The following is a 12,407-nucleotide window of genomic DNA, read 5'->3' as shown; positions in this document are numbered from 1 at the left end:
GCGGGGTTTCGACAGGCTCAACCGGCGGGGTTTCGACAGGCTCAACCGGCGGGGTTTCGACAGGCTCAACCAGCGAAGTGCGCTCCACGCCCGCGAGCGCCCGCGAGGCGTTGACGTCCGGGCGCAGCACCTGAACGCCGTGCCGGCGCGCGTCGGCGGACAGCGACTGCGGCGAGTAGAACCCCATGGGCTGCGCGGCCAGCAGGCCCGCGTAGAACGCGGCCGGGTGGTGCACCTTGAGCCAGGAGCTGGCGTACACGAGGTAGGCGAACGAGTACGCGTGCGACTCGGGGAAGCCGAAGTCTGCGAACGCCTTGAGCTTGTCGTAGATCTGCTCGGCGACGTCCGGAGTGATCCCGTTCTCCGCCATCCCCGCCATGAGCCGCCCGCGCAGCTCCTCCATACGCTCGACGGACCGCTTGGAGCCCATCGCCCGGCGGAGCTGGTCGGACTCCTTGGCGCTGAAGCCCGCGACGTCGATCGCCATCTGCATGAGCTGCTCCTGGAACAGCGGCACGCCCTTGGTCTTGCCGAGCGAGCTCTCCAGCAGCGGGTGCAGGAAGGTCACCGGCTCCCGGCCCCGCGCCCGCTCGATGTACGGGTGCACGGACCCGCCCTGGATGGGCCCGGGGCGGATGAGCGCGACCTCGATGACGATGTCGTAGAACTCCCGCGGGCGCAGCCGTGGCAGCGTCGCCATCTGCGCGCGCGACTCCACCTGGAACACCCCGACCGTGTCGGCCGCGCACAGCAGGTCGTACACCGCCGGGTCGTCGTCGGGCAGGCCGTGCAGCGTGAGCCGCTCCCCCGTGTGCTCGGCGACCGTCTCGAACGCGTACCGGATCGCCGTGAGCATGCCCAGGCCCAGGAGGTCGAACTTCACCAGCCCCGCGTCGGCGCAGTCCTCCTTGTCCCACTGCAGCACCGTGCGCCCCTCCATGCGGGCCCACTCCACGGGGCAGACCTCGATCACCGGCCGGTCGCACATCACCATCCCGCCCGAGTGGATACCCAGGTGGCGGGGCAGGCGCAGCATGCGCTCAGCCAGGTCGAGCACCGGCGCGGGGATCTGCCCCTCCTCCTCGGCCGACCGCGGCCGCTGCCCGGGCACGACATCGTGCGAGTCGTCGGCCCTGCGCGTCTCGCCCGCGTCCGTCGCGAGCGGGTCCACGAACCGGTCCCCGCCTCCCCACAGCCGTTCCTTCTCGGCGTCCTTCGCCATGCCCTTCACCATGCCCTTCACCATGCCCTTCACGACGGTCCGGCTCGGCTGCGCGCCGGCCGACGCCCGGGCGTCGCGGGCCGTCCGGTCGGCCGCCGGGCTGGTCGGGTCCGGCCCCCGCAGCGACCCCCAGCGCTCGATGGACTTGCTCCAGGCGTCCTGCTGCCCGACGTCGTACCCGAGCGCGCGGGCGGCGTCGCGCACGGCCGAGCGCGGCCGGTAGGAGATGACGTTCGCCACCTGCGCCGCATGGGTGCGCCCGAACTTCGTGTAGACGTGCTGGATGACCTCCTCGCGGCGCCCGGACTCGATGTCGATGTCGATGTCCGGCGGGCCGTCCCGCTCGGGTGCGAGGAAGCGCTCGAACAGCAGGCCGTGCCGGACGGCGTCGACCGCGGTGATGCCCAGCGCGTAGCAGACCGCCGAGTTGGCGGCGCTCCCCCGGCCCTGGCACAGGATGCCGTGGCGGCGGCAGAACTCCACGAGGTCGTAGACGACGAGGAAGTACCCGGGGAAGCCCAGGTCCTCGATGACCTGCATCTCGTGGTCGATCTGCGCCCACGCCCGGGCGCCCGCGGACCCGTCGTGACCCGGCCCTGGTCGGGGCCCGTACCGGTCCGTCGCGCCGCGGCGCACCAGCTCGCGCAGCCAGGTGGCCTCGTCGTAGCCGTCGGGCACCGGGTACGGCGGCAGGTTCGGGGCGACCAGGTGCAGGTCGAAGGCGCACTCGGCCGCGAGCTCCGCCGCGGTCGCCACCGCCTGCGGGTGCCGCCGGTGCAGCGCGCGCATCTCGGCGGCCGAGCGCAGGTGCGCCGTGGGGCCGCCCGGCAGCCAGCCGTCCATGCCGTCCAGCGAGGACCGCGCCCGCACGGCGGCGAGCGCCCCCGCCAGGTCGGCGTCGCGCGGGCGGGCGTAGTGCGCGTCCGTGGTCGCCACGAGCGGCAGGCCCGCGTCGCGCGCCAGGCCGGCGAGCGCGTCGTGCAGGTCGGCGTCCCGGGGGTCGCCGGTCGCGGTGATCTCGACGGCCACGTTGTCGCGCCCGAAGGCGTCGACCAGCAGGTCGAGCTCGCGCCGGGCCGCGGCCACCCCACCGCCCGGCCCGGGCGCGGTGAGCGCGCGCCGGACGGCACCCTTGCGGCACCCGGTGAGCACGAGCCACTCGCCGCCCGCCTCGGCGCCGAGCTCCTCGAGGGAGTACCGGGCCTTGCCCTTGACCCCCGCGTCCAGGTGCGCGGTAGCGATCGCCCGCGACAGGTTCCGGTAGCCCTGGGTGCCGCGCGCCAGGACCAGCAGGTGGGTGGCCCGCGGGTCGGGGACGCCCGTCGGGGGGTCGAGCACCGGCCGGCTCCCGGCGGTGCCCGGCGCGGCCCCCGCCGTCTGCGGCGCGGGCAGGTGCAGCTCGGCGCCGAAGACGGTGGGCAGCCCCACCTTCCGGGCCGCCTCGGCGAAGCGGACCACCCCGTACAGCCCGTCGTGGTCGGTCAGCGCCAGCGCCTCGAGCCCCAGCCGCGCGCCCTCCGCCGCCAGCTCCTCCGGGTGCGACGCGCCGTCGAGGAAGCTGAACGCCGAGTGGGCGTGCAGCTCGGCGTACCCGCTCCGCCCCAGGCGCGTGCCTCGTTCCTCGGCCCCCACCCTCCGCTGCACCTCCGTCTCAGTCATAGCTCTCCTGATGACCGAGACTGCGGCTCCGCCCCAGGCGCGTGCCTCGTTCCTCGGCCCCCACCCTCCGCTGCACCTCCGTCTCAGTCATAGAACGCCTCGACCCGCCACGCGCCGCCCGACTGCGCCAGCAGCAGCGCCCGGCCGTCGTCGAGCACGGCCTGCAGGTAGACGCGGCGCGCGCCCCCACCGGCGGACCACCAGCGCTCGGCGAGCGGCCACGGGCCTGCCCACCCCGTCACCCCCGCCACGTCCTGCGTCCCGACCTCGTCGCCACGACCGCCCCCGCACGCGACGACGGCGGGCTCCCCGCTCATCGCGAGCCGGGCGTCCACGACGACGTCGCGCCCCGCGGCGTCGAGCACCCGGGCGGGCACGGGGTCGGCCGGCAGGGCCGCCGGCGCGGGGCCGGGCAGGGCCCCGGGCCAGGGCAGCCCCGGGTCGCGACCGGGTGCGCCCTCCGTGCCGAAGGGCACGAGGCGCACCCGGTCACGGGGCCCGCGGCCGCCCTGCAGCTCCACCGTGAGCACGGCGTGCCCGCCGAGCAGACCCTGCACCCGCCCGAGCGCGCGGCGGGCGCGCTCGCCCTCGCCCGCGTCGGCGCCCCACAGGCCCGGCTGGTGCGTCGTGGCCGGGACCACGTCCTCGGCAGCCAGGGCGAGGTGCGCGATCGGCGCGACGACGGGGTCCGCCACCGCACCCGACCTGCCCCGCCGGGCGGACGCCGCGGTCAGCCACCCCTCGAGCTGCCACCGCACCCGGTCGGTGATCCGCGCCGCGCTCATCCCGCCGGCCGCGCCGTCGTCCGTACGCCACACGCGCTCCAGCACGGCGCCGCTGTCGCCGTCCACCCCGCCGAGGTCGTCCCCGCCGAGGTCCCCGCCGGCGGCCGTGCGCGCGGTGATGCGCAGCCGACCACAGGCCAGGCCGCGCGCGGCGAGCAGGTCGTACAGCTCGGTGGCCAGGCGGCGCGCGGCGAAGGTCGCGACGTCGACGCGCAGCGCGGGCGGGTCGAGCTCCTCGGCGACGGCGAGGTCCGCCTCGACGCGACGCCGGGCGGGCGGGCGGAGGTCCTCGCCGCGGGCCAGCCGCTGCGCCCAGGCGCCCAGGTCCCCGAACCGGGCCTGCACGCTCGGGGACGGCAGTCGGGCCAGGTCGCCGAGGGTGCGCAGGCCGAGGCGCCACCACAGCCCGGCCGCCTCGCGTACGGCGGCCACCCCCGCCGGGTCGCAGGTCGCGTGCACCAGCTCGCCCACGGGCCGGTCCGCGAGGAACGCGGCCGACGCGCCCGCGGGCACGACGGCGTCCTCGCGGGCGGCGAGCACCGCAGCGAGCAGGCCGTCGGCCACCCCCACCTGGCTCTCGTACCCGGTGCGCTCGGCGACCGCCCCCACGAGGAACTGCGCCAGCGCGAGCTCGGACCCGTGGTAGCGCGCGGCCCCGTCGGCCGGCAGCAGGAGCAGGCCAGGGCGCGCGACCTCGAGGCCCGCGACGACCGTCTCGGCGGCCAGCGCCACCGGCTCGAACTCGCGCGCGTCGCGGCCGTCGTCCGCCGGCAGAAGCGCCACCTCGGGGCACCGCTCCTGCGCCTGCCGGCGGCGCATCCCCCGCCGCACCCCCTGCGCGCGGGCGACGGCCGAGACGGCGACGACGCTGTGCCCCGCGCCCGTCCCGCCGCCGGACCGGGCGCCGAGCACCGCGGCGGGGACGTGCGCGTCCAGACCCGCGACGGCCAGCGCCGCCACCACCGGCCAGTCGGGGACCCACACCACGGCGGTCCGCATCACGCCACCCGCAGCCGGGCGCCCGGCCGTCCGGCTCGTTCATCAGCCCGCTCGTCCGCCTGCTCGCTCGCATCCTCGACGACGTCCCCGACGGCGGGGACGCCACCCACGACGGCCTCGACCCGCAGCGGCACGTCGACCTCGATCTCGACCGGCCGGGCGGCGGCGCCGCGGCCGGTGCGCAGCACGCTCAGGGTCCGACGACGCAGCCACCCCGCCCCGCGGTCGACGCCGGACCAGGTGCCGCCCCGCGCGTCGAGGGTGACGTGCGCGCCCGGCCACGCCGCCTGCGCCACCAGCACCGCGCCCCGCTCCCGGGTGCGCGCGGCGAGGCGGCGCCGGTCGGCGCCCGCCAGGGTGGCCCCCGGACCGACCACCACCACGTCCATCCCGTCGAGCAGCGCGGCGACCGCGGCCGGGGCGTCCGGGCCGGGGGCGGGCACGAGCACGGCCCGCCCGAGCGCGATCCCGGCGTCCGCGGCCGCAAGCATCCCGACCGCGGGCGCGCCGACGAACGCGACCCACGCCCCGGACCGCGAGGCCTCGGCCAGCAGAGCGAGCAGGAGCGTCGTCGACCCCCGCACCGCGAGCACGGTGCCCGCGGCCAGCCCGCCCCCTGGCAGGAGCGCGGACAGGTCCGGGTGCACCGGCAGCAGCCGGCCGCCGCCCGCCTCCGCCGTCCGCGCCCCGCCCCCGGTGCGCTGCTCCGCCGCCCGGAGCGCCGCCCGGGCGGCGGCGACCCGGTCGAGGGCAGGTACAGGTCCGGGTCCAGATCCGGGAGCAGGTCCGGGAGCAGGGTCCGAGGTACGCGGAGGGGCGACGACCGTCACTCGACCTCCTCCCGGGGTGCCGCCGCGCCACCGCACGACGCACCCAGACCGGGCACCACGGCGCGCGGGCACGCGACGCCTGGCTCACCCCTGCATCGTTCGAACATGCGTTCGAACACCTTCAGTAGACGCCGGGGGGGCGACGCCTGTCAACCGCGCAGGTCGGCCGCACGGGCGCCGCCCGTCATGTGCGCTCGGCGCCACATACCGCGCAGTCGGTATGGATGTTTGGGCGTCCTCGCGGTCCAGACTGGGGGCGCAGCAGCAACGACGAGGAGGTCGTGCCCGTGCAGATCGTCGGCGTCCCGCCGCGCACCGTCGCGCCCCTCGAGCCGTCCCCGCACCCGGCACTGCAGCCACATCTGCAGCACCACCCGCAGCCACATCGAGGAGAGGACCCCGCATGACCGGGCAGACACCCCAGCTCCGCACCGCGATCGTCACCGGAGGAGCCCGCGGCATCGGCGCCGCGACCGCCCGCCGCCTGACCGCCGACGGGCACGCCGTCGCCGTCCTCGACCTGCGCACCGAGCAGGCGGCCGAGACCGCCGCCGGCATCGTGGCGGGCGGCGGCCACGCGGTCGGCATCGGCGTGGACGTCGCCGACGCGGACGCCGTCGAGGCCGCCGTCGCCCAGGTGACCGAGGAGCTCGGCGCCCCCACCATCCTGGTCAACAACGCCGGGATCCTGCGCGACAACCTGCTGTTCAAGATGTCCCCGGACGACTGGGACGCCGTGCTGCGCGTGCACCTGCGCGGCGCGTTCGTGATGTCCAAGGCCGTGCAGGCGCACATGGTCTCCGCCGGCTGGGGCCGCATCGTCAACCTGTCCAGCACGTCCGCGCTGGGCAACCGCGGCCAGGCGAACTACTCCGCCGCGAAGGCGGGCATGCAGGGCTTCACCAAGACCCTCGCGATCGAGCTCGGCAAGTTCGGGGTCACGGCCAACGCCGTGGCCCCCGGCGTCATCGCCACCGACATGATCGCGGCGACCGCCGAGCGCATCGGCATGCCGCTGGAGGACTACCTCGCCGCCGCCGCGAAGGACGTGCCCGTGGGGCGCGTCGGGCAGCCCGAGGACATCGCCGCCGCGGTCTCGTTCTTCTGTTCCGAGGAGGCCTCGTTCGTCTCCGGCCAGGTGCTCTACGTCGCGGGCGGGCCGAAGGCATGAGCACGAGGAGCCCCCGCGGAGGTACGCCGAGGAACGAGGTGTGCCGGAGCGAGGCACCGCAGGGCTCGTGCAAAGGGGCCAAGGCATGAGCACGAGGAGCCCCCGCGGAGGTACGCCGAGGAACGAGGTGTGCCGGAGCGAGGCACCGCAGGGCTCGTGCAAAGGGGCCAAGGCATGAGCACGACGACCGGCACGCCGATCCGGGTCGACTCCCCCGCCGCGCTCGCCGACGCCGTCGGCCGGCGCGCGACGGGCGAGTGGCTCACGATCGACCAGGGGCGCATCGACGCGTTCGCCGACGCCACCGAGGACCACCAGTGGATCCACGTCGCCCCGGAGCGCGCGGCCTCGGGACCGTTCGGCACGACGATCGCGCACGGGTTCCTCACCCTGTCGCTGCTCCCACGCCTCGCCTCGTCGCTGGTCGAGGTGGCGGCGTCGCGAGGGCATGAACTACGGGCTGGACCGCGTGCGGTTCCTCACGCCCGTGCCCGCCGGCTCCCGCGTGCACGCCGCGACCGCGCTCACCGGGGCCGAGACGGTCGCCCAGGGCGTGCGACCGTCCTCCACCGCGACCGTCGAGATCGAGGGGGTCGAGAAGCCCGCCCTCGTCGCCGAGGCCCTCGCCCTGTACGTCCCGGCGACCTGAGATGAGACACCCCACTCACCCCGAGCCTGGTCACGGCGCGGCGGGCGGGCCGGCCCGCCCGGTCGAGCAGGTCGGTCGTCACCTCCCACAACCGCTGTACCCGGCGACGAGTGCTTTGGTCGGCGGGTAGGGGGCGTTGGCTGGGCGGGCGGTGACGGTGGCCGCAATGCCAGCGAACAGTGCGAGCCCGACGGTCGTCACCGCGCGTGCCGGGACGCTCGATCCGGCGCCGCGCGACCGTCGTCTGTCGAAGACTGCCGTTCTGGGACTCCGTTGTCGATCCGGTTGCGGATGGCGCGCAGGGCGTGGCGGAGTTCAGCGGGTTCGATCTCGGTGATGTTGGCGTCGAAGGTGAGCAGCAGCCCGGCGACCCCGGACCACGACCATGCTCCGAGCGTGAGCCGGCAGCCGTCCTCCGTGTGGTGCTCGACGGTGGAGCCGCCGGGAGCAAATCGCGCGACGGTCGAGGCGGGTAGAGCGATGATCGCTGAGCCCCTGCACGGCCATTCAGCTGCGACGTCGCCGCGGTCGTGGGTGGTCATCACGAAATTCACGGCGTCGCCGTGCGGGATGGCCCGCCGCTCGAAGGGCTTGTGCGTCGGCGTGCCCGGTGCGAGGCGGTCGAGGCGCATGACGCGCCAGCGGTCCGCTGCGGGATCGAAGGCGACGAGATACCAGCGTGCCGCCCAGACCACGAGGTCATGTGGTTCGAGCGTGACGGTGACCGACTCACGGTCGTCGGCGTACTCGACCCGCAAAGCGTGGCGCCGGCTGATCGCGGTGCCGACGGAGCGGACGAGCTCGGCGTCGATGGGTGGTGCCGGGAACTCCCAGTAGTTCCGAGCCGCCGAGACAGTGAACGCCGCGGCGTGCAGGCGGCTGCGTTCCGGCATCGCCTGGTGCAAGGTGGCCAGCGCTCGAGTCGCGTTCTCGCGGATGCCGGACAGCACCGTGGGAACCGTCTGCAGAGCTACCGCGGCGGCGACCGCTTGGTCTTCGTCGAACACGACCGGAGGCAGTGGTGTGGCGCGGCCGAGGCGGTAGCCACCTCCGACGCCGCGTACGGCCTCGATCTCGTAGCCGAGATCTCGGAGGGTGTCGATGTCGCGCCGAACCGTCCGTACGGATGCTTGGAGGCGCAGGGCCAGTTCTCCGGCGGTGAAGGTGGCGCCGGTGCCGAGGATCGAGAGCAGCTTCAGCGCTCGAGCGGAGGTGTTCGCCATGCGGATCCCTAAGTAGTGGCCATTCGATGGCAACTATAGATGTCAGTGTCGCCCGTATGACCACACCGACAAGCCCTCACCGAGGGCAGGCTGCCCCACCGTCGTCGCCCACCCTCGTCGCCGGAGCGGGCGCGAGCGCCGCCCTGCTCGTCGTGCTGTTCGGGACCTTCATGGACCTGCTCGACGCCACGATCGTCTCCGTCGCCGCCCCGGCCATCGCCCAGGACCTCGGAGCCAGCGACGCGCAGATCCAGTGGACGATCGCTGCCTACGTCCTCGCCCTTGGGACCGGCCTCGTCACCGGCGGGCGGCTGGGCGACCAGTACGGTCGCAAGCGGCTGTTCATGATCGGGCTCGCGGGGTTCATGGTCACCTCCGCGTCGTGCGCGCTGGCCGCTGATCCGAGAATGCTCATCGGGATGCGCGCCGCCCAGGGCATCGCCGCGGGCGTCATGGTTCCCCAGGTGTTCGGCATCATCCGCGGGTCGTTTGCGCCCGGCGAGCGCGCCAAGGCGTTCGGAGCCTACGGGGCCGTCCAGGGTCTCGCGGCCGTCGCGGGCCCTTTGCTGGGTGGCCTGCTCGTGGACGCGGATCTGCTCGGGCTCGGCTGGCGCACCATCTTCTGGATCAACGTTCCTGTCTCCGTCGTGGCGCTCGTCCTCGGAGCAAAGGTCCTCCCAGAGTCTCGGTCCGCGTCGAGCGCCCGGCTCGACCTCCTGGGAGCCGTGCTCGCTGCGTCAGGCATCTTCCTGCTGCTGTTGCCGATCATCCAGACCGAGACGTGGGGATGGACGTGGGTGAGCGGCGTCATGCTCGCCGCCGGACTCGCTGTCCTGGCGATCTTCCTCACCTACGAGCGTCACCTGGCCGCGCACGGGAGGGAGCCCGTCCTCGACCCGGCGCTCCTGAGGATTCGGGCGTTCACCGGTGGCCTGTGCGCGTCCATTCTGTTCTTCGGCGGCATCGGCTCCTTCTTCCTCACCCTCTCCGTGTACCTGCAGAACGGGACCGGCCGCACCGCGTGGGAGACCGGGCTCGTGATCCTGCCCTACGCGATCGGGTCGATCGTCACCTCTGGCCTCGGTGTCGCCCTCGCTGCCAGGGCCGGTCGAGCCCTGCTGATCTCCGGTGCCCTGACCGTCGCGGTGTCTCAGCTCCTGCTCTGGCTCGTCATCAAGGACGGCAGCGACCCCAGCTACTGGCCGCTCGCGCTGGCGTTGCTCATCGGCGGCCTCGGCCTCGGCCTTGCCGCACCCATCCTGGTGAGTGTCGTCCTCGCCGGCGTTCCCGGGCGTAACGCCGGTGCCGCGGGCGGGGTCCTGTCCACCGTCGACCAGATCGGTGGCGCGGTCGGGATCGCCGTCCTCGGCACGATTTTCTTCACCACCGCCGCAGGGGCGCCCGACGGCACCCCGGCCCTGGTCGGCTACAGCGACGCGTTCGGCATCGTGCTGCTTGCTTCCGCAGGTCTCTACGTTGTCACCGCGCTGGTGATGCTCGCGCTCCCCAGGTCCGCTGCCGGACACACCGGATAGGCCGCCATGAGCGGGGCCGTGCGGGAGCGTGGCGCTCCCGCACGGCTCTTCGCTAGATGCGGAACGGTGCCGCGTAACGGACGGTGCCGCGGGGCAGCGGGTGCTCGGGGTCGAGGGCGAGCGCCATCATGGCCTCGTCCGGGACGTCGATCATGAGGGTGATGCCGTGGACGGAGGCTCGTGTGAAGCCGAACCGCGGGTAGTAGGCCGGGTGTCCGAGGACGGTGACGAAGCGCTCGCCCTGGTCCGCGGCGGCCCTGAGCGAAGCACGGATGGCCGCGGTTCCAGCGCCGGTTCCCTGGTACTCAGGAAGCACAGCGACGGGTCCCAGGCACAGGGCCGGAGTCTCGTCGATGTGGCAGCGCGTCAGCAGTGCGTGGCCGACGAGCGTGCCCTCCTGGTCGGTGGTGACGATCGACAGGTCGTCGATCCAGGAGACGTCGCTGCGCAGAGCGCCGACAAGGTCGGCCTCCAGCGGTGTCTCGAAGGCGGCCAGGTCGATTGCGCGGATGGCAGCGGCGTCGGCGCTGGTCTCGGCGCGCGTGATCCATGGGTTGCGAATGCTCATGACGGGGTACAGGTCCGTTTCATGGTGGTGTTCGTGGTGGGTGTCACCTCGCGAGCTCACGCTCCCAGCGAGGGCAGATCCGGTGAGGTCAGGCGGTCGCACAGGACGTGAGATCGGTCCGGGCGGTCCGCACAGCGGCGACCTTGAGCGCGGACATCGATCTCACCTCCCTGACATTCCTCGACCGGGTACACACGAACAGCGTGGAACGTAGCACGCCGAGATGCGCGGTGCAGCTGAGTTCCCGCGCGGCTCTCCAGCCCCCGTGTTCGAGGGCCCAGATCGAGCAGGCCGATCGCCAGGACGGCGCGCACCGGAGGCCTCCAGCTTCCGGGTGCTCAGAAGTCGAGCAGCGGCAAGACAGAGCGAGCAAATGCTCCAGGGTCCGCGCTGGCGCCCACGTGGTTGCCGGGCATGTCGATCAAAGGCTGGCGCAGCAGCGTGGCCAGAACCGTGGCTGCCTCGCGCGCCATCTGATGATGGCTCGCCACCCCGGCGCACACGGCTAGCCGGACTCGGCGCAGCCTCTCGATGTCGGGTTCGTAGAAGACACTGGGGCCAGCCATCTGGCCGAGGAAATAGCGGTTCTTGTCGAGCTCGTCCGGCGGCAAGGGCGGCAGCTTCACGTGCGCGGGCGGAAACTGGCCCGGACCCGTGTGATGAGCAGCCCCGCTGAGGTCGTAGAACTCCTGCACCGCTTGCTGCGGGTCAGCCGGCGCGACGGCGAACGCCGCCGCCGCGCGATCGGCGAGGAGTGCGTCGTCCAGCAGTGTGATCAGGGGCGGCTCGTGCAGCACAGCTGATCCGACGAGCCGAGGGTGCCGCGTGGCCAGCTCGAGCACGGTCACAGCCCCACCGCTCGTGCCGACGAACGCTGCCGGCGCGCCGGTGAACGTGTCGACGAGCGCGGCAAGATCCTCGGCGAGCGTTTCGGGAGTGGGTGTGGCCATGCCCGGTGTCCTTGGACTGGCTCCGATGCCGCGGGGATCGTGGCAGACGACGGTGAACTGGCCCGCGAGCTCATCGGCGAGGCCTGCGAATCCGGCCCGTCCCGCCGGCGCTCCGACGAGGAAGAGCAGGGGCCCGTCGCCGTGCGCGCTATAGGCGATCGTCGTGTCGGTTCGTCGAAGGACCTTCGGCGAGCCCGCGGTGCGCCCGGAGTAGTCCGCGATCTTGCGCCCGATGACCTCGAGGGCTCGGTCCAGGCCCTCACGACGATCCTCCACGCGACGGCGGTGCGCCGTGAGCAGATCCAGCCGCAGACGCGGAAGATCGATGTCCCTGCCGTCAGCACCGGTGAACTGCGCGATGTCGGACAGTGGCATGCCCGTCTCACGCAGATGGACAAGCATGCGGATCAGCTCGACGTCGGCATCGACGTACTGGCGGCGTCCGGCAGAGTCACGCCGCGGGGCGGGCAGGGCCCACTGTCGTTCGAAGTACCGCAGGGTGTCGGGCTCGAGCCCAGTACGCGCGGCAGCCTCTCCGATGCCGAACTGCTCTTCGCTCTCACTCATGGCGCAACTGTCGAACTTGGACCTCGGTCAAGGTCAAGCGGCGGCCTCCAGACGACGTGGCCAGACTCGAGCGGCGCCTGTCGGGCGGTGGCGTCTCCCGGTTGCCGCCGTACCAGAACCGACCGATTCTGAGGCGCGCCAGAATCAGGATATGAAGGTTTCGAAACCACCTACGAGGCTAAGAGCGTTATTCACGGGCTCGGGGTTAGCCATGGGTATGTGATGGCCTGACCTACATCGTTGCTGGTC

9 protein-coding genes and 1 pseudogene are annotated in these 12,407 nt (G+C 73.5%); 4 read left to right on the top strand and 6 right to left on the bottom strand.

Features of this window, described 5'->3' with window-relative positions; all coding sequences use genetic code 11:
- The 3 genes from dnaE to imuA' all read right to left on the bottom strand — a co-directional run.
- A partial coding sequence (gene dnaE / locus AC1C2W_RS19540) for a DNA polymerase III subunit alpha (protein ID WP_495414055.1) occupies positions 1–2,881 on the bottom strand: 2,881 nt, incomplete at its 3' end.
- An 83-nt stretch (positions 2,882–2,964) separates the two neighbouring features.
- A complete protein-coding gene (locus AC1C2W_RS19535; protein ID WP_495414054.1) occupies positions 2,965–4,665 on the bottom strand; it encodes a Y-family DNA polymerase in 1,701 nt (566 codons plus the stop codon).
- Positions 4,665–5,495, bottom strand: a complete 831-nt coding sequence (gene imuA' / locus AC1C2W_RS19530; protein ID WP_495414053.1) for a DnaE2-dependent mutagenesis accessory factor ImuA' — start codon at positions 5,493–5,495, stop codon at positions 4,665–4,667. Before imuA' ends, AC1C2W_RS19535 begins: the two co-directional genes overlap by 1 nt.
- Positions 5,496–5,898: 403 nt before the next feature.
- On the opposite strand from imuA', the gene fabG reads away from it, so the two are divergent.
- The 3 genes and pseudogenes from fabG (at position 5,899) to AC1C2W_RS19515 (ending at position 7,315) form a co-directional block, all read left to right on the top strand.
- Positions 5,899–6,666, top strand: coding sequence for a 3-oxoacyl-ACP reductase FabG (fabG, locus tag AC1C2W_RS19525; protein ID WP_495414052.1), 768 nt, complete (start codon positions 5,899–5,901; stop codon positions 6,664–6,666).
- 174 nt (positions 6,667–6,840) lie between these two features.
- Positions 6,841–7,026 (top strand): annotated as a pseudogene (locus tag AC1C2W_RS19520) (hotdog family protein); the annotation flags it as partial.
- Between the two features lie 88 nt (positions 7,027–7,114).
- Positions 7,115–7,315 (top strand): hotdog family protein, encoded by a 201-nt coding sequence (locus AC1C2W_RS19515; RefSeq protein WP_495414056.1) that lies wholly within the window; start codon positions 7,115–7,117, stop codon positions 7,313–7,315.
- Positions 7,316–7,512: 197 nt separating this feature from the next.
- On the opposite strand, the gene AC1C2W_RS19510 is transcribed toward AC1C2W_RS19515, so the two are convergent.
- Positions 7,513–8,538: a helix-turn-helix transcriptional regulator gene (locus tag AC1C2W_RS19510; protein ID WP_495414051.1), complete on the bottom strand. Its 1,026-nt coding sequence runs from the start codon at positions 8,536–8,538 to the stop codon at positions 7,513–7,515.
- A gap of 56 nt (positions 8,539–8,594) precedes the next feature.
- On the opposite strand from AC1C2W_RS19510, the gene AC1C2W_RS19505 reads away from it, so the two are divergent.
- Positions 8,595–10,073 (top strand): MFS transporter, encoded by a 1,479-nt coding sequence (locus tag AC1C2W_RS19505; RefSeq protein WP_495389151.1) that lies wholly within the window; start codon positions 8,595–8,597, stop codon positions 10,071–10,073.
- Positions 10,074–10,125: 52 nt separating this feature from the next.
- Here AC1C2W_RS19505 and AC1C2W_RS19500 read toward each other — a convergent pair whose 3' ends face one another.
- A complete protein-coding gene (locus tag AC1C2W_RS19500) occupies positions 10,126–10,641 on the bottom strand; it encodes a GNAT family N-acetyltransferase (protein WP_495389150.1) in 516 nt (171 codons plus the stop codon).
- Positions 10,642–10,979: 338 nt separating this feature from the next.
- A complete protein-coding gene (locus tag AC1C2W_RS19495; protein ID WP_495414050.1) occupies positions 10,980–12,158 on the bottom strand; it encodes an alpha/beta fold hydrolase in 1,179 nt (392 codons plus the stop codon).
- Positions 12,159–12,407: the final 249 nt, after the last annotated feature.

The organism is Isoptericola sp. Y581, assembly GCF_059445475.1.
This window is presented reverse-complemented; position numbering and strand designations above follow the sequence as displayed.